We start from the raw sequence: 18,740 nt of genomic DNA, 5'->3' as shown, positions 1-18,740 counted from the left end.
CGAATGCATATCCATGGTTAAAAAGGAAATAGTACTTACTTCCAGGCAGCATCAAAGATCAATTGGTGTGGATTTTAGATTTATTGCGGACGGCAGGCCAAAGCCGGTTGTATTATTTGTACATGGCTTCAAAGGATTCAAAGACGCCATGCATTTCAATGCATTGGCTGACACCATAGCTACAGCCGGATCTGTATATGTGAAAATGAATTTGTCGCATAATGGAGTCACCCCTGAGCATCCTTTGGACTTCGTAGATCTTGAGGCATTTGCCAATAATAACTTTTCTATAGAAATGGATGATATCGATGTCGTGTTAGATTACATCCAGAATCAAGGCTTGGATATTCCCAGGCATGAGATAAATATTGATGAGATATACCTGATAGGTCACAGCAGGGGCGGCGCTGTGAGCATACTCAAGGCATGTGAAGACCCAAGAATAAAAAAATTGGTCACTTGGGCCGCGGTTCCAGATTTAGGGGCTTTTTGGACAAAGGACTTTTTGGCTTCCTGGAAGCAAAATCGGGTGGTATACATAAAGAATGCCCGTACACTTCAAGATATGCCACTCAATTATCAAATAGTAGAAGACTTTGAGGCCAACTCCGAAAGGTTCAATATTGGTAGCCAATTGACTAAGCTGAATATTCCTTTTATGGCTATCCATGGTTCCGAAGATGAAACCGTCGCCGTAGAATCTTTACTCATGTTCAAAAGTTTTTACCCGGAAGTCATTCGAAAAAAAATTGAAGGAGCTGGGCACACCTTTGGTGGCAAACATCCTTGGACTGAACCCTCATTGCCAGACCATTCTCAACAGCTAGCAGAGCAGACTATTGATTTTTTAATAGCCAAAGAATGAAACCAGTGTTGCTAAAATGCTTTCTCGGTAAGAGTGGGGATACAAAAAATATGCTGATACTTTATGACCAGCTACTGGTGGTTATATGTAAAGGCCAACGCATGGATTTTCCATTATCCTCAATCAAAGCTTTGGTAGTCAAAAGGAAAAAACTCATCATTCCACTGGTGGTAGGAGGGATTGGGACTTGCCTATCATGGCTCGCCCTACACCTTGGTTGGTATGATTACTACCTCAATCTTATGATTGTTTTTTTGTTTTTTGGCTGGATGTATTATGGGCTAATGGGGAGGGATGCACTAGAACTCATTGAAGGCAAAATCCAACACATTTTCTTGATTACGGCCAATCAATTTGTACTTAATACCTTTCTAAAATTCACAAAAGAGAGACAATTTCTTATGCAATCTGCAAGAGGCACTTTGTCATTTCATCTATCTACCAAGGCTTCCTGGGAAGCGCAGGAGCAGAGCACTCTCTATTCGCACCCTTCATTGGAGACTGAGGGATTTATCCACACCTCTTATTTTTCAGAGCTACAGCATACTTATAATCGATATTTTCAACCGTTTGATCAATTGATATTGATTGGGATTGACCTTAGCAAGGTGGAAGCTCCGGTAAAGGTCAAGGAAGTTACCTCCAGAAATGCACAGTTTCCACACCTCTATGGTAAGTTGAATAAGTCTGCCATTGTTTTTCTTCGTGCTGTCCAAGGACCTGAGGACTTACAGATGGATTCAAATATCTCGCTTATTTCACCACATTAGATTTCTCCTGATGTCGAAATGACGGAGCCAATCTTAAAGAGCTTGCATGCAATCGCCCAATGGGACCAATCAAAAAACATGTGTGGTCAAAACTAATCAATCGTTTTGTCGTAATATTACGATTATGGGATTGACGAAAACAGAAAAGTTCACAGTACAACAAAACGAAATGGCAGTTATGTCCAAGGCTTTGGGTCATCCGGCGCGCATAGCCATTTTAGAATACCTGCTTAAAGCAAACGGTTGTATTTGTGGCGACATAGTTGGAGAGTTGCAGCTCGCTCAAGCCACCGTGTCTCAACACCTCAAGGAGCTAAAGAATTTGGGAATTATCAAAGGGAATATAGAAGGCACAAGTACATGCTATTGTATTGATGATGAGAAATGGGAAGCAATCTCAGAGACTTTTGCTAATTTTTTTTCACGACGGGCGGAGTGTGCTGATGGCTGCTGTTAGCCTATTCTGTTTCGGGCATCTTACCTTCCAATAGCTTTAGCGAGGCATGTGCCTTGTTGTCAATTCCGGCTTTATAGGAATGTTTTTTATAGGACATCGCTTTTTCATAGTAGAATTCAGCTTTTTCATAGTCTTGCCGAAATTCGTAAATATATCCCGTATAGAGACAGGCAGAAGGTGCAAAGTACCAATTTTCCTTCCCTGCTTTTTTTATCGCATTTAGATAATTAAAAATGGCATCCTGGTCGTGCTCCATTTTGTCATACAAGCGTCCATATCGATAAAAGTATTCTGATTCCTCCTTTTTGTTGGCCAACGATCCCTGCTGGATTTCTTTTAGGGCTTGAATCGCCAGGTCGAAATAGCCTCCATCTGTTGCCAATCGGGCTTTCATCAGCAGCGGATTTGGATAACTGCTTTCGTCCATGATACTGTTGGCATTTCTATCAGCTGAGGCAAAGGTACGGCCAGAATCCTTGGCCTTGTTCCAATGGATTTCGGCCATTTTTGTATTGCCTTCCAGCCAGTAGCTGAGAAAAATTTTGAACCATGTGTCTTTTACATAATTCTTGCCTTTGTGCTGATTTAGAAACTTGGATAGATGATATCTCGCCAAAGCATATTGTTGTTTTTGCATATAAATGTCCCCGAGTTTATAGTAGACATTGATTATCTGATGATACTCTTCATTGGCGAATAGCAGTTTGCGAAGATTGGGCAGTGCTTGTTCGCTTTTGGCGTACTTTATCAGTGCAGTATTGTAGAGGTAGTTGACGATCAGGTTATCCTTATGTTTTATACGAAGATCATCTAGTAGCTCCAGCGTCTGTTTCTCCTTGTTGAGAATGTTGATTGCGATCAGTGATTTAATCAATCCTGTTTCCAGCCAATATGGATTGTCTGGCTGAATCTTGTTCAACTCGTCCCATCCAAGGATGGAATTGCCTTTAATCCCGAAGATTTTCAGTATCCAGTGGTAGCTTTCGGGTACTACGGCAAAGAGTACATGCAGCGAACCATATGATTTGTAATTGGAAGTGAAGTCAGGATGCTTTTCGATGTTTCGTTCGATATAATTATAAGCAGTCTTTAACGACATGCCTGCTTTCATATCTTCATCAAACATGATTTTGACGATCGCCCACTGAATTCGGATTTCAGCATTATAGAATCGTCTATGCGGATCGCTTTCATCCATCTCTCTCAAGCCATCAAGATTTTCATCTTCGCTGTCTTCGTATTTTTTGTAGAGGGCGGGGTCTTCAGTGATTAGTATTTCAATCACGTCTGCAAGACTTTTTACGAAATGGTAGTGACCTAGCTCTGCCTGGTTGGGGATCACTTGATTGAGTCGGGCTCTTCCGCTTTCAAGCTTGAGCTTGAGGACATCATGATAGGCCTGAAATATTTCAGGATGGTCTTCTATACTTTGGCTCTGTGAAATAGTAGGGCAAATCAAAAAAAGCGACAAAAAAAGGTGAGTCATGCCCACCTTTAAATTATTTATATGCTTTTGAAATGCCTTCAAGTGATGCTTATTTCGTTGCAGCTTTTCTTCTTGTTCTTGTTGGCTTCTTCTCTTCTTCTATAACCTCTTCAATATCTGCCAACACTCTACCGCAGTGCTCACACACTATCAGTTTCTTCTTTTCTCTTATTTCTGCTTGCTTTTGCGGAGGTACAATATTAAAACATCCACCACATGCATCTCTTTTCACTGGTACTACGGCCAGTCCATTTCTTACGTTGCCACGGATTCTATTGTATGAGAGTAGTAGACGCTCTTCTATACTCTTAGCGGCTTTTTCTCTTCCCTTTAGCAACTTATTTTCTTCTTCCTGACTTTCAGTAGTGATATTGTCAAGTTCTGATTTTTTGGTATCAAGATCTTTCTTTCTTTCCTCCAATATATTCTTAGTCTCAGCTATGCCTTCGTTTTTAGCCTCGATGTTGGCATAAGCCTCCTTAATTCTTTTTTCGAGAATCTGAATTTCCAACTGCTGCAGCTCTACTTCTTTTGTGATGGCGTCATACTCTCTGTTATTTCTAACATTCATCTGCTGCTCCTCATACTTTTGGATAAGCTTTTCAGAGTCTTTGATTGCAGTTTTATTGTTGGATATACCTAGTTCGAGTTCCTCGATCTGACTATTGTGATTGTTTACCCTAGTCTCGTATCCCACGATCTCATCTTCGAGATCCATCACTTCCTCAGGTAAAGCCCCTCTGACTTTTATAAGTTCATCTAATTGCGAATCGATTGACTGTAATTTTGTAAGAGCTTCGAGCTTTTGCGCTACCGTACTTTCCATGTATTTTAAAAGTATTTTATAGGATTTGTATCCACCTCGGATAAATTGAGTGCAATATTAGCGAATTTTTCTTTTAAAAAATTGCAAATCAATTCTTTTGTAAACACCTCACTTTCATAATGTCCAATATCTGCGATGATTATCTTTTGCTCAGCATCAAAAAACTCGTGATACTTAAAATCACCGGTGATGAACACATCTGCTCCAACCCCTCTGGCAGCTCCTAGTAAGAAACTTCCAGCACCACCGCAGACGGCTACCTTTTTAATCTTATCTGTATGAAAATTTGTGTGTCGGATGACCGAAAGGTTAAACTGTTTTTTGACCATCGTAAAAAAGTCTTGCGTAGACATGGGTTCGCTTAGTTGACCTACCATTCCTGCTCCAACCTCCTGATTTTCGTTCTCAAGTGCTGTGAGGTAGTACGCCACTTCTTCATAAGGGTGACTTTTTTTTAATGTCCCGACGATTTTAGACTTTCGGTGAGTTGGGAATATACCTTCAATCCGTACTTCTTCCACAGACTCTTTTACCCGAGCCTGTCCCAACGTAGGGTTGGCTTTATCATTTGGTCGGAAGGTGCCAGTCCCCATGATTTGAAAACTACATTGATCATAGTTGCCGATTTTACCCATGCCTGATTGGTATAGGCTGTCAAGCACAGCTTCTGCACGGTCAGTCGGCACAAATGTCACCAGCTTCGAGAGCACTTCAGATTTTGGTGCCAGAATACGACAATTGTCTAATCCAAGCTTGCTGCAAATCATACTATTGACCCCAGTCAAAACATGGTCCAGATTAGTATGGATACTAAATATCGCAATGTCATTTTTAATAGCCTTGATGACTGTCCGCTCTACGTAATTTTTTCCTGTAAACGACTTCAACCCCTTAAATACGATCGGATGATGAGCCACTATCAGATTGGCTTTGAGGTCTATGGCTTCTTGTACTACTTCTTCTGTGCAATCCAGAGTAACCAGCACGCCAGTCAAAGTCTCATTTGGGTCGCCGGTAATTAATCTGGCATTGTCATATGATTCTTGATAAGCGGACGGTGCCCATTCGTTCAATACACCTATTATTTCATTAATATTCATAGCACATTAAATATAAGGAATGTCAAGATTGTTCTGGCTAAATTAATATGGTTCTGTACAGAGAATTGGTACTACACCTAATTAATTTTACTGCAATGATTTCAGTATTCAAATACTTATTGTGGCCATTGGCCTGGTGCAACGGCTTGCGTATACTCCTTCGCAACCGTTTGTTTGACCTCCAGATTTGGAAATCCGTTGAGTTTGAGATCCCAGTCATTTTCGTTGGGTCTTTTTCTCCACAGCCGACTTTAGGTATCACCCGGTACATGAGCGAGCTACTAGGTGCCACTGTGCATATCAAGCAAAGGAGTCTTTCTGGATATCGCATGAAGACAGTCAAAGGGGAGGCCTTTTATTATGATCTAGTGGATCATGGTACAATATTTATTGCTAAACACAAGATATTAGGTCTGTCAGAGTGGATCCAACTTCACCCTGAGACGCCTGCAATTGTAATGGATCAGGAATTTTCCAGAATAGAGATCAGACCATCGATCAGTATATATATATCTGATTTTAATAACCCCTTTTATAAAGACAATCTCTGGCCGGTCGGCACCCGAAATGGGTTAATCAGAGAAGTATTGGACGCAGATGTCGTAATTATTTTTGGCACTCCGCCAAAATCAAACTTGGATGATATAGTAGCTGAGCATAGACTTTATCTAGCCCCACAGACTAAAGTTTATTTCATTTCTAATACAAGAGAGCAGCTTCAGGCAGATAATTTGGGAGATAAAATAGAATTTATAACGGATCGTGATAACTTTGCCCCCCTAATCAAGAACCTCTTGCTAAACGCAAATCCTGATAGTGAATAAAGTACTCGTATTCGTAATTCTGCTGTTTTCGACTCAAGCCTGGTCCCAGATACTGGATGATTCTACCAAGCTTGTGTATGGCCCGACTACGTCGAGATACATGTATGAAAGGGATTTGATGCACAGCGATACCTTATATCAAGCCATTGATACATCGCTTCATATGATGGAGTATTTTGAGTTTAAGAACAGAGCGCCGAGAATCTATCAGGACCTTGGTAACAACGGTACTGCCTTGAATCCAGTCTACTACCGCTCGCCAGAAATGATTGGAAGATACAGCGGGTTTGAGGCCTACACACCCTATGTAAAATCCGCTGATGACTTCAAATACTATGATACTAAGTCCCCATTTTTGGAGCTCAATATAGGATTTGGCGGCAAGGGAAGGAACTTAGTGGATTTTTCGGCCTCGCGTAATATCAATGCGCAATGGAATGTGGGATTCGATATACAGAAGATCGTCTCCAATAAGCTGATCGGTTCGTCTTCCCTTCGGGAGACACAAATATCAGGAACCACCGTAGATCTCTACACTTTTCATAGTTCGAAAAACGCCAAGTATCACCTTATGTTTCATGCGCTTAAATTTGAGCACAATGCAACGGAGACTGGCGGGATCGTGGTAGCAGATGACGCCGAAGAAAGAGATTTTTTCCAATATCAAGATGCAGATATCAACCTTAGAAATGCAGTGAGCTACGATGATAGGACCAGACTACACCTCTATCAGGAATATTCGGTAGCTGAGTTTTTTGAGATTTATGCGGTTGCAGAACGCAATATTATTGAAAACAAATATGAGGACTTCCCTTTGTCGTCCACACCAGACTATTATGATCAATTTCTAATCAGAACCGATTCTACTCTGGATGCGTCTTCGTTTAGTGAGTTGAAAGTGAAGGCCGGACTTAAAGGAAGAGTAGGAAAACGTGTTTTTTATAATGGCTATATCAAACGTAGAGATATAGATTTCAACTATCGATATCTGGATACCTTCGGACATACTGTGGAAAATTATTTGGGTGGAGATATCCAACTTTACGCTACCAGTACGAATGTCCTTAGTGGTAAAGCTGAAGTCATGGACGGAGGGCAATATTACTTCTCTGGTAGCTTTAAAAACAACTTTTTGAGAGCCTCATATACGACTACAAAGCATTTGCCCTCATTTATGTCAGAGCAGTATTTTGGCAACCACTATGAATGGTCCAATGACTTCAGCGATGTGTTGTCCAACACTATTACAGGTTCCGTTTTCTATGAGTTCCCACTGGTGAGACTCGAGCCCAAAGTGGAGATTTCTGCTATAGACAATTACGTTTATTTTGGAACGGATAGTCTTCCCGCTCAAAATTCGGCGGTGGTTTTAGTCAATAATTATTCCCTGGATGCAGATATTAAACTTGGCCAACATTTTATTCTTGAAAACAAGGTCATATTCAATAATATCGCAGGCGATGGAGGCGATGCCATGAGATCACCAGACTGGAACTATTTTGGGCGATGGTACTATCAAAATATTGTTTTTAATAACTATATGGAGATGCAGCTTGGTGTAGACGTGCGTTGGCAATCCGCCTATTTCGCAAATGCATATGATCCTATCACTCAGCAATTTTATATTCAGGACGACTTTGAAATTCCTTCCTACTGGACCAGTGATTTGTTCTTTATAATGAAAGCACAAAAATTGAGCCTTTGGATCAAGCTGAAATACCTCAATCAGAAGAAGGAGCAGGGCTATTTTGACACCCCTTATTATCCAGCCACACGACGTATGGTAGATGTCGGACTGAGATGGCATTTTTATGATTAACTGAGATGGACAACAACAAAACAACCTTGGGACTTAACCTGCCTACAGACCCACGATGGGTAAATATCGCAGAAAAATCTATCGACGAAATCTTGATAGATCATGCCTACTGCGAGCAAAAGGCAGCCTCCTCAGGTATCTCTTTGATCGTACAATATCCCGAACATGAAGAGCTGGTAGAAATGCTCACCGATTTAGTGGCCGAAGAGTGGGGACACTTTGAGCGCGTCCTTGCGATGATGAAAAAGAGGGGCATCAAGCTGGATAGGAAACGCAAGGATGCCTATGTAGTAGCGATCAACGAAATAATGAAAAGAGGAGGGAGCAGAGAAGAGCAGCTGGTCGAGAGGTTGCTACTCAATGCGCTCATTGAGGCACGCAGCTGTGAACGCTTCAAACTACTCCATGAGCACATTCAAGATGAGGAATTGAGTAAGTTTTATTACGAACTTATGGTCTCAGAAGCAGGTCATTACCACAGCTTTCTTGATATGGCCAAACGCTTTATGTCAGAAGAATTGGTAATGAAACGGTGGTCCGAATTTTTGACTGCCGAGGCAGAAATCCTCAAAACCCTGGAAGTCCGGCCAGATAGAATGCATTGATTAATAAATATGAAAAAACCGAAAACTTATGCTGAAACCCTTCGATTACAGTCCTGAGTTGACAAAAGTCAACTTTGATTTTTTCAAATTAACTAGTAACAACCAAAAATGAAATTTATTAAATTATCAATACTGCTAACTACTATCGCTTTTCTGCAAAGCGAGTATGCAATAGGCCAGAGTGACTATCGTGTAGGACATGTGATTACCAACACGGGCGATACACTACATGGTAGAATTCTTATCGACAATGGGTTGAATAAGCCTACTCCTCTCAGTGTTACATTTAAGGAATCATGGACTGCCGAAGCTCAAGTATTTGCCGCTTCAGATCTTTCCTTTTTTTATGTTGAAAACAGAAGATTTACTTCTGCATATGTTGAGATCGAAATTAGCTCAGACAAGTTGGAAAAGCTCAGTGAGACACCCAATTTTGAACTAAGAAAGAACAACTTGTTTCTTGAAGAAATCATCGTAGGCGAAAAAAGCCTTTTTAGATATATAGATAAAGATGGCAAGTCTCTGTTCTATTTTAAAGACGGAAATGAGGTGAAGTTATACTACTACAAAAAGTACGTCGATGGTAAAATGACGGTAAAGAATGTAATGTATAACAATGCTTTTGTTCAACAGTTGGTCGGATATCTGGGAATAGCTTCCAGCTCAACTGACCATGATTTGAAAACATTCATAAACAGTTACGAGCAATACTATCGGCAGAATAGTCTAACGCCTTCTTATACAAAATCCAGTACACCCAAAGTGGAACCGTCTACAACAGGTGGGGCGTTAGAGCTCCTGAGCTTGAATCCTAACTACCAGCTAGGATATATTATCCTACTCAGCGGAGACACAGTTCGTGGGGCCGTTGATTATCAGGATTGGGAAAGAAACCCTGAATTCATCAGATTTCAAGATTCCTGGCATTCAGACAAAGTAAAAGTATTTAGCCATCAGGAAATTGCCGGATTTGGAACCGCAGATGTGCACTATAGAAGTGCCATTGTTGACCGTGAAACAAGCTCACAAAGTTTAAGTTCACTTTCTAGAGACCCTAAATTCACTACGGTGAAAGATTCTGTATTTCTGGAAGTTTTAGTAGCTGGTCGCAAAGAATTACTTCATTTAAGAGACAGGTTAGGATTGAACCACTTTTATATCACAATGAATGATGAATACAAGTGGCTGAGGCATAAAATGTATTTATCACTTCCGAATACCGATAATGACAACTCTAGAGATTCGGATAAGGCATACATGAAGGTAAATGCTAAGTTTCGTGGCGAGCTGAGTTATTACCTGAATGATTGCGAAGGCATAAGTGATAAAATTGGAAAGTTAGAGTACAACGAAAATGACCTAACCGAACTCTTTGCTAAGTATTACGCTTGTGCCAATTTCAAAGATGATGGTTCCTCGAATGAGGGAGGCAATACGAGAAACAGTCAAATCTTCGTCAAAGAAGAGGAGAAAATCAAACCTGGAATGGGTCTTCTTGCTGGTTATATTGCGGTCACTCAGCAGTCAGGAAGTGGATTTCTGCTCGGTGGATATTACGAAGTGTTCTTTCCAAAGAACAGAGGAAAATTTTCATTAAACAATGAATTGACGTATTACGCTATAGATTATAAAGTTTCAAGAAGTGAAATTTCAAGTCCTCTAATTTATACGCATACACAAAGCCAATATGATTTGAGCTTCATTAAATTGTCCTCAAATTTGCGATATGCCCTTGCGAAAGGTGGAGAAATAGAACCGTTTCTTGGTCTGGGAGTCTCATTCGATTACAATCTGGTCGATAAGAGCATCCATGCCGAAGAAACAAGGTTCAATACAATATTCCGAAACTCTATTAGAGAAGTGTCTTCTGGAGGTGGATTTGTTTTCCGTTCAAATATCTCAGGAGGTTTTAGAATGGGTAGAGTGATATTTGATACTAAATATGACTTATTCGATAAGTTCGCCTACATCAGCTTGGCTGTCAGAGTCAACTAAGTAGTACTCGTTCCGTCCCAACATGAGTTGACGGTTTAAAAAAAATAATGAAAGCCTGTGGAGTATTCTTCACAGGCTTTTTCATTATTTTATCTCAAATACTTCAAATCCTGGACTAGAATTTCATTGATAAAAGATTCCAACTCGATGAGGAAATGCCTCCAGTGGTTGAATATCCTGATACCCCATCCAACGCATGGGTGCCTAGCTACATTTTCTTTCTGACTTGCAACAAGGCAAGGTTTAGAAGATCTAAATGAAGAAGATGAGTAAAGTATTAATTCCAGTCCTTCTTGTGGTTGGATTTGCGTGTATGCAGGAAGACCCCGAAATCGGATCCGATTTTTTTGATGAAGTCTCATTTGAAATTCTCACCTGGGATACCCTTACAGTCAATCTGTCGACAGTTCGCTACGACAGTGTCAGCACGAGCACTCCGGCGAGGCTGCTGGTCGGGCAAGCTGATCACCCTTCACTCAATGCAATCAAATGTGAGGCCTATTTTCAGGTTTTCACGGATTTGGAATACAGCGTAGAAGATTTGAATGACGCAGACTTTCAAGACGCATTCCTTACCCTGTATTATGATGGATATTATTTCGGAGACACCACTCAGCTGATGGTAATGGAGGCCTACGAGGTCTCCGAAGAGATGGAACTAGATGACGAGTCTTTGCTCTACAATTATTCCTCATACGAGGTAAAATCAGACGCGGATGGTAATCCCATCAGTATCGGATCGGTGAGTTTTGGCCCCAGACCCTACATGCAGGATTCAGTAGAGATTCCTTTGGATGATACCTTTGCAAGGTCGCTTTTTGATCTACTTCAGAATGATCAACTCACCTCAGCAGATCTATTGGATGAATTGCATGGGCTGAAATTAAAATCATCTGGTATTGGCGCCGTGGTAGGTTTTATGCCAGACTTGGTTTTCAAAATCAACTATTTGGATAGGTCAGAATCACCGGCAGTAGAGCGCACCTTACATCTTTCATCCACCACCGGTGCCATCCAGTTCAATCATGTTGAAATGGATGCACTGGACGACCTATTTCCCTCCACAGAGGAACATGGGGTTTCATCTTCTGAACTGAACAACATCGCCTACATACAATCTGGCCTCGGGCTCGCAATACGAGTGGACCTGCCCTATGTGAGACAGCTACTCTCGGCTGATGAAGTCCCGGTCATCGATGAAGTAAACCTAGAGCTTGTCTTCGAAAATCCGGTACCGGAGGAAGTGTATATGCTGAGTTCGGGATTGATCGTGATGAAGGTGGATAGCAAAAATAATATCCTGGGAGTTTATGACGAGAGCCCGGAGTTGGAGTTGGATATAGAATTCGATGAGGAAAAAAAGTTTGTTGTGGATATCACAGATTTTGTAGTCGAGCAATTATCCATCAATACAGAGGAAAACGAAGATGCCATTTTGATTCAGTTTGCCGATGAGTACGGCTCACATTCACTCAATTATCTGGCAGTATCCGATCAGGAGAAAAGCATTGAAAGCAGTAAAATCATTTTGAACGTGTTAAATATTAAATAGTAATGAAAGGATTAAGAAAATTTATTTGGCCCATGCTGTCACTACTCGTACTTTGCTCCTCATGCAGCGATGACGAAGAAGATGTGGTGGAAGATGGAAATTGGATCCGCCGATCTTCCTTTGAAGGGGTCGGACGGTCAGGCGCCGTGGCTTTCACCTCATCAGACAAAGCATTTGTAGGATTAGGGTTTGATGGAGACGACTATCTTACAGATTTTTGGTCCTACGATCCGGATCAGAACTATTGGGTAAGGGTCGCTGATTTTCCTGGCGTGGGTCGATCCGGCGCCGTGGCATTCGCTATAGATGGAGTAGGCTACGTGGGTACCGGCTATGATGGTGACGAAGAGCTACAGGACTTTTGGTCTTACAATACTGCCAGCGACACCTGGACGCAAGTCACTGACTTTGGAGGGTCAGCCAGATATCAAGCCGTAGCATTTGCTACCGACGGAGCTGGATATGTCGGCACAGGATATGATGGCAACTATCTGAAAGACTTTTGGGAGTATGATCCCGACAAGGAAGATTGGCAGCAAATTGTCAGTCTCAAAGGAGAGAAAAGGAAATATGCAACCTGCTTTGTAATCGACGGGAGCGCTTTTGTTGGTACAGGTACAAACAATGGATTGCATGAAACGGATTTCTGGGAATTTGATGCTGAGCTTACCGATTGGTACCAGCAGATAGACCTCAATGACGAGGATGAAGAATATGAGATACAAAGAGAAGGTGCCGTAGGATTTGAGCTCAATGGAAAAGGCTACGTCACCATAGGTGCCTATGGATCCAACATCAATACCACCTGGGAATATAACCCCTCCAGTGGCTATTGGAAAGAGAAAACCGCTTTCGAAGGTGCAGGTAGGACCGGTTCAGTTTCATTTACAATCAACAGCCGCTCATTTGTAGCCTTGGGGCAAAGTGGGTCCAGTCGATTTGATGATGTATGGGAGTTCGAACCAGACCATGTACTGGACGAAGACGACTGATGTATAAAATGGTAACTGTACGTATGGTAAGAAGAATCCAATATCCAGCCCTGCTCTCTCTGTGCCTCCTGTTCTCAATCCAGGGAATGGCACAAAACGGAGCAGGGTCTGTTTACTCTATCTTCGGATTGGGAGAGATGACCCGAACCAATTCTACTGCATCTCAGGGCATGGGATTTACATCCATAGGCTGGTCGAGTCCATATAGTGTCAATTTGGTGAACCCTGCAGCTAATAGCCAGACAGGAGCTTATTTCAACCATGTATTTGATGTAGGCTTTTATTATGCCAATACTACCTATGAGACTCAGTCGGCCACAGAAAATGGTAGTTATGGTGGGTTATCCAATCTAAGTTTTTGGTTTAAGTACAACGATAGATGGAATGGAACTATAGGCCTATCAAATTATAGTAATGTAGGTTACAACATTTATAAGAGTAATGTGAATTCCTTTCAGACTGGAGATTATGACATCGCCTATGAAGGGAGTGGAGGGCTCAATGAATTGTTTTTTTCTAATAGTTATTCGATATTCAAAAACTTCTCAGTAGGCCTGAAACTAGCACTTATCTTTGGCAATATATCTCGAACAGAAGATGTGACCAGCGAACAATCACTCAAAAGGTATCTTTCAGAAAACAGCACAGTGATTGCCAAGATGGATGCGGAGTACAGTCTTCACTATCGCCTTCAGCGTGAAAGCTATGCGCTAAATTTTGGACTCGTGTATAAGAACCCAACGAATATGAATGGAGGTACATCTACTTCCATTTCAGAGTGGGACTATAGTAATGGTGTCGACGTTGATGGTAATAGCCTTTATTTTGAAGAGGAATCAGAATCAGAATATACACTACCGCGTAGAATTGGATTTGGGATATCCCTGGACACTGAAAAGTTCCTGCTGGCAGGAGACATTGAATTCAATCAATGGAGTCAGGCCAAAATCCATGGGTATACAGATGATTTGAGAGACTCGTGGAGATATGCGATAGGGTTAGAACTTACGCCGGATCGATACGGGCAGCAAGCACTCGGTCGGATCAGCTATAGAGTCGGAGGGTATCTGCAAAATTCATATCTGGTGGTAGAGAATCAGTTGTCGAATACCTATGGGCTGACTTCTGGGCTAGGCGTGCCGCTAAAATCAGGTAGTGCCATGAATGTCTCCTATCATCGCAAGTACAACGGCACGACCTCCAACGACATGATTTTGGAAAGTACGCATGAAGTAACACTTAACTTTAGTATTCGCAGCCGCTGGTTTCAGAGGCGAAAATATGACTAGAATAGAGGAAGGTTCAACACATCTTTTGAACCTTCCTTTTAATGTTAATTGAGGTAAGAACAGCTTATCAAGCCTTAAGAATTTCTAATTTTGCCGGTGCGCTGTCATTATTAGCTTCCAAGTCGAGGACTCTATTGTAAAATTTGATCGCCTCTTCTTTTCGACCCGCCGCAGGGTTCTGTTCTCGACCCTGTTAAGATTTTCCTAAAAGATTGTTAATGAGTTGTTTAACCTGGATTATGCATTAAGAATAGTGATGAAAGCATAAAGCGCAAAGAAAGGGGCACTTATATTGAATCACCATAGCACCGCTATGGTGATTCAATAAATATATGTTAAGTGTCTATTTCAAAGTGCTTTATGATTGGAATAGATTATCTAATGCATATTTCAGGTTTAAAAAAAAGAGGAGCCTCTCAGCTCCTCTCCACTTACCCAAAACTAATTTTGCTAAAAATCTATTAATTGACTAATCTAAAATCAGTCATTAACGTTTTTTGGGAATTGCCACCTATCATCACTGCAAACTTCCCTGGCTCAGAGCCGTATGAGAGGTCCGCTCGATAGTAGGAGAGTGTCTCATTTGAGATCGTAAATTTGACCACTCTTTCTTCCCCGGGATTGAGCGTTATCTTCTCAAACCCTTTCAACTCTTTCACTGGTCTAGTGACACTACCTACATAGTCTCTGATATACATCTGTACAGTTTCCTGTCCAGCTACTGATCCCGTGTTTTTCACTCGAATACTTGCAGATAACTCACCGGTGTCATTCATTTCGGTGGATGAAATCGCTAAGTCTGAATATTCAAATGTGGTATAGCTCAGTCCATATCCAAAAGGATACAAAGGCGAATTCGGAGCGTCCGTATAATGTGACCAGAAGACCATACCCGCATCATTCGGGTTCGTGGTAGGGCGTCCACCATTTTTATGATTGTAGTAGATAGGACACTGCCCTACATTTCTAGGGAAACTCACAGGAAGCTTACCCGATGGGTTGTAATCGCCAAATAATACATCTGCGATGGCATTGCCGGCCTCAGAGCCTAAATGCCATACCTCAAGTATCGCAGGGATATTTTCATCCAGCTCAGAGATGGCAAGCGAACGACCATTCATCAGCGTGACTACAATATTTTTATTGACCTCCAACAATTTATACATCAATGCGAGCTGGTCGCCTTTCAATCCTATGTCTGTCTGACTGCGACCTTCGCCAGATTGAAAACAATCTTCACCCAAAGCCAGTACCACTACATCGGAGCGTTTGGCAAGAGCTATCGCTTGATCAAAATTCGAATAATCGCCTTCCACAAACGTGAGCTCCCTCACAAATTCTCTATTTCCTGAGGTAAGCGTATAGCCCTGTGAAAATTTCACAGCAGACTTATTGTCGACAGCGTTTTGGATGCCTTCTAACAATGATACCGCACCATCGGTGACAGCTTGGGCTCTCCAGCTACCAAGCGGGACATCCTTGCTGCTTGCCAGAGAGCCAATGACTGCTATTTTTTGCCCCTTCTTCTTCAAAGGGAGTAAGTTCTGGTCGTTTTTAAGCAACACAATTGACTTTCGCCCTGCTTCCCGGGCAATCGCTAGATTTTCTGACGAACCCAATTCCTTTTTCTCTCTTTCCGCATCACAATATTTGTATGGATCATCGAACAATCCCAAATCAAATTTGATAGTCAATACACGTCTGACCGCATCATCCAAAATCTCCAAATTCAATTGGCCGGTTGAGATCAGTGTCTCAAGCGAATTTTCATATACGCGAGCCTCCATGTCCATGTCGCTGCCAGCTACAATGGCTTTATAGCCAGCTTCCAGCGTATCAGCTGCATATCCATGGGTGATCATTTCTCCAATCGATCCCCAGTCCGATACCACGAAGCCTTGATAGTCCCAGTCTCCTTTGAGTAGTGTTCGTTGAAGTAGAGAACTACCATTGGCAGGTACACCACCGATCTCATTGAATGAGTTCATAAAAGAGGCTACACCGGCTTCGCTGGCTGTTTTAAATGGAGGCAGTACAACATTGTACAAGGTCTGCATACTGATATCTACCGTATTGTAATCTCTACCCGCTTCTGCAAATCCATAGGCAGCGAAGTGTTTAGCGCATGCAGCAATAGACGTTGGATTGGATAAATCATCGCCTTGAAATCCATCGACCCACGCTTTGGAGAAATAGGATGCCAGGTACGGATCTTCTCCGGGGCTTTCCATCATACGTCCCCATCGAGCATCTCTCACAATGTCAATCATCGGAGCGAAAGTCCAGTTGACCCCTGAAGCCGAAGCTTCACGCGCTGCTACCTGAGCTCCACTTCTAGCCACCTCTGCATCCCAGCTAGCCGCCTGACCGAGCGGAATGGGCAGCATTGTTTGATAGCCGTGAATCACATCATAGCCGATGAGTAACGGTATACCCAACCTGCTGTTTTCTACAGCGAGTTTTTGTGCCTCTCTCGTTCCATCAGCAGTGAGTACGTTGAGCATAGCTCCAACGCCACCGCTTTTAATCATATCATATTTTTTCTGATTTCCCGTATCTTCAGGCACGGGACCTGTAAACTCCCAGCCGCCGGCATAGAGGTTGAGCTGACCTACTTTTTCGGCCACCGTCATCAATGCCATCAGGCTATCGACCCTTTCACCAGTCCTATCAGTTTTTGTTTCTGTTGGACTGCTGTCAATGCAGCCAGACACAATCAACGCGCCTATCAGTACAGATAAAATTTGTTTCATACCGTTCATTTTCTTTATACCGAAGCAAATAAAGAAATAATGCGGATATCCAGGCAATGGCATATGTATCATATACCCTCGGGATATTTGTCAAACACTCATATTATCTTTGGATTCAATCCTTAAACCCACTTAAGTCTATGGAAGAAGTGCTTTTTTTTGAAACCGCCGTTGATTTTAATATTTGGCTTGAAACCAATCACGACAAATTCACCGAACAATGGATAGGCTACTATAAGGTCAGCAGTGGAAAACCATCCATGACTTGGCCCGAGTCGGTGGATCAGGCACTTTGCTATGGCTGGATTGATGGGCTTCGCCATACCATTGACTCAGAAAGTTATAAGATACGGTTTACACCTCGAAAACCTAAGAGCCACTGGAGCACGGTGAATTTAAAAAAAATGAAAGTGCTGCTCGCCGAGGGTCTTGTACGACCTGCAGGAATAGCGATCTATGAAATCAGAGACAAGAGATATTCTGAAAATGCTTCTTATGAGCAAAAAAATGTCAAATTGAAAAAGGATTATGAAGACCAAATCAGAGCGCAGGAAGCGGCTTGGGTATTTTTTAATTCACTGAGTCCGTCAAAGAAAAAGCCAACTATATGGTGGGTGATGAGCGCAAAGCAGGAAAGCACCAGACAAAGAAGGCTGAACACTTTGATCGAATGCGCTGACCGAGGTGAACTGATTCCCCCACTCAAGTGGACTAAAAAGAAATGATGAGGAAAACGATCAAAGAAGCATGTGTAGAAAGCCTGAGTCAAGCGATACGTGCACAAAGCATAGGGGCTGACCAAATAGAACTCTGTGACAGACTGGATCTGGACGGTACTACTCCATCTTATGATCTGGTGGAGAGCGTACTGGCAGCGCTGACAATTCCGGTAAAGGTGATGGTTCGGCCGAGAGGTGGAGACTATATTTACTCGACTGGCGAAATGGATCTAATAATGGACACCATTCATCAACTAAAAGAGCTAGGTGTGGAGGAGATAGTTTTCGGAGCACTCACCGAAGAGAAAACGCTAGATTTGAAATGTATTGAGCAAGTTTGCTTAGCAGCACTTCCCATGAAGGTCACAATACATAAAGCAATCGATGAGCTCGAAAATCCGGTAGTAGGGATTCGTTTATTGAAAAATATCCCTGGAGTAAGTGGCGTACTGACGTCTGGAGGAGCATCTACAGCGAAGGAGGGTGCAGCGATGATTAGGGACATGATGGGCGAGGTAGCTGGTCAACTTCAAGTGATCGCAGCAGGAAAAATCACCAATCTAAATTGTACAAAATTAGATGAATTACTTGGCGCGGATGCTTATCACGGCAAATTGATTGTCGGAGCCCTAAATTAAAAAAGGCCGCTCCTGATGGAATGGCCTTTAGATACTAAATCAAACAATTG

16 protein-coding genes are annotated in these 18,740 nt (G+C 42.1%); 12 read left to right on the top strand and 4 right to left on the bottom strand.

Translation table 11 applies throughout. The features are described from left to right. The first annotated feature begins 13 nt into the window (after positions 1-13). The 3 genes from ABJF11_RS19600 (at position 14) to ABJF11_RS19590 (ending at position 2,092) form a co-directional block, all read left to right on the top strand. Positions 14-865 (top strand): dienelactone hydrolase, encoded by an 852-nt coding sequence (locus tag ABJF11_RS19600; RefSeq protein ID WP_348121926.1) that lies wholly within the window; start codon positions 14-16, stop codon positions 863-865. After that, on the top strand, positions 862-1,635 hold the full coding sequence (locus ABJF11_RS19595; RefSeq protein ID WP_348121925.1) for a DUF952 domain-containing protein: 774 nt from the start codon (positions 862-864) through the stop codon (positions 1,633-1,635). Before ABJF11_RS19600 ends, ABJF11_RS19595 begins: the two co-directional genes overlap by 4 nt. Positions 1,636-1,759: 124 nt before the next feature. Beyond that, complete coding sequence (locus tag ABJF11_RS19590; RefSeq protein ID WP_348121924.1) at positions 1,760-2,092, top strand: metalloregulator ArsR/SmtB family transcription factor; 333 nt, start codon at positions 1,760-1,762, stop codon at positions 2,090-2,092. Between the two features lies 1 nt (position 2,093). Here ABJF11_RS19590 and ABJF11_RS19585 read toward each other — a convergent pair whose 3' ends face one another. The 3 genes from ABJF11_RS19585 to ABJF11_RS19575 are packed head-to-tail and all read right to left on the bottom strand — an operon-like array spanning position 2,094 to position 5,504. Next, entirely contained in the window at positions 2,094-3,578 is a 1,485-nt protein-coding gene (locus tag ABJF11_RS19585; protein ID WP_348121922.1) for a hypothetical protein, read from the bottom strand. A 49-nt stretch (positions 3,579-3,627) separates the two neighbouring features. Continuing rightward, complete coding sequence (locus tag ABJF11_RS19580; protein ID WP_348121921.1) at positions 3,628-4,404, bottom strand: C4-type zinc ribbon domain-containing protein; 777 nt, start codon at positions 4,402-4,404, stop codon at positions 3,628-3,630. Positions 4,405-4,409: 5 nt separating this feature from the next. Next, complete coding sequence (locus ABJF11_RS19575; RefSeq protein WP_348121919.1) at positions 4,410-5,504, bottom strand: Nif3-like dinuclear metal center hexameric protein; 1,095 nt, start codon at positions 5,502-5,504, stop codon at positions 4,410-4,412. 95 nt (positions 5,505-5,599) lie between these two features. On the opposite strand from ABJF11_RS19575, the gene ABJF11_RS19570 reads away from it, so the two are divergent. From ABJF11_RS19570 to ABJF11_RS19540, 7 genes are all read left to right on the top strand, one after another. Continuing rightward, the gene (locus ABJF11_RS19570) at positions 5,600-6,328 is read left to right on the top strand and encodes a hypothetical protein (protein WP_348121918.1); all 729 of its coding nucleotides are present in this window, start codon (positions 5,600-5,602) and stop codon (positions 6,326-6,328) included. Then, positions 6,321-8,147: a putative porin gene (locus tag ABJF11_RS19565; protein WP_348121916.1), complete on the top strand. Its 1,827-nt coding sequence runs from the start codon at positions 6,321-6,323 to the stop codon at positions 8,145-8,147. Before ABJF11_RS19570 ends, ABJF11_RS19565 begins: the two co-directional genes overlap by 8 nt. Positions 8,148-8,152: 5 nt before the next feature. Next, the gene (locus tag ABJF11_RS19560; protein WP_348121915.1) at positions 8,153-8,752 is read left to right on the top strand and encodes a tRNA-(ms[2]io[6]A)-hydroxylase; all 600 of its coding nucleotides are present in this window, start codon (positions 8,153-8,155) and stop codon (positions 8,750-8,752) included. A 108-nt stretch (positions 8,753-8,860) separates the two neighbouring features. Next, positions 8,861-10,747, top strand: coding sequence for a hypothetical protein (locus tag ABJF11_RS19555; RefSeq protein WP_348121914.1), 1,887 nt, complete (start codon positions 8,861-8,863; stop codon positions 10,745-10,747). A 265-nt stretch (positions 10,748-11,012) separates the two neighbouring features. After that, complete coding sequence (locus ABJF11_RS19550; protein WP_348121913.1) at positions 11,013-12,299, top strand: DUF4270 family protein; 1,287 nt, start codon at positions 11,013-11,015, stop codon at positions 12,297-12,299. Between the two features lie 2 nt (positions 12,300-12,301). Continuing rightward, positions 12,302-13,291: a kelch repeat-containing protein gene (locus tag ABJF11_RS19545; protein ID WP_348121911.1), complete on the top strand. Its 990-nt coding sequence runs from the start codon at positions 12,302-12,304 to the stop codon at positions 13,289-13,291. Between the two features lie 23 nt (positions 13,292-13,314). Further along, positions 13,315-14,580 (top strand): hypothetical protein, encoded by a 1,266-nt coding sequence (locus ABJF11_RS19540; protein WP_348121909.1) that lies wholly within the window; start codon positions 13,315-13,317, stop codon positions 14,578-14,580. Positions 14,581-15,041: 461 nt separating this feature from the next. Here ABJF11_RS19540 and bglX read toward each other — a convergent pair whose 3' ends face one another. Then, entirely contained in the window at positions 15,042-17,333 is a 2,292-nt protein-coding gene (gene bglX, locus ABJF11_RS19535) for a beta-glucosidase BglX (RefSeq protein ID WP_348121908.1), read from the bottom strand. A gap of 140 nt (positions 17,334-17,473) precedes the next feature. Here bglX and ABJF11_RS19530 point away from each other — a divergent pair, with 140 nt between their 5' ends. Both ABJF11_RS19530 and ABJF11_RS19525 read left to right on the top strand, forming a co-directional pair. Beyond that, positions 17,474-18,058 (top strand): YdeI/OmpD-associated family protein, encoded by a 585-nt coding sequence (locus ABJF11_RS19530; RefSeq protein ID WP_348121906.1) that lies wholly within the window; start codon positions 17,474-17,476, stop codon positions 18,056-18,058. Then, positions 18,055-18,690: a copper homeostasis protein CutC gene (locus ABJF11_RS19525; RefSeq protein WP_348121904.1), complete on the top strand. Its 636-nt coding sequence runs from the start codon at positions 18,055-18,057 to the stop codon at positions 18,688-18,690. Before ABJF11_RS19530 ends, ABJF11_RS19525 begins: the two co-directional genes overlap by 4 nt. Positions 18,691-18,740: the final 50 nt, after the last annotated feature.

It is taken from the genome of Reichenbachiella sp., assembly GCF_039941815.1.
Lineage (GTDB): Bacteria > Bacteroidota > Bacteroidia > Cytophagales > Cyclobacteriaceae > Reichenbachiella.
Note: the sequence above shows the minus strand (reverse complement) of the source record. Positions and strands in the feature narration are given on the sequence as shown.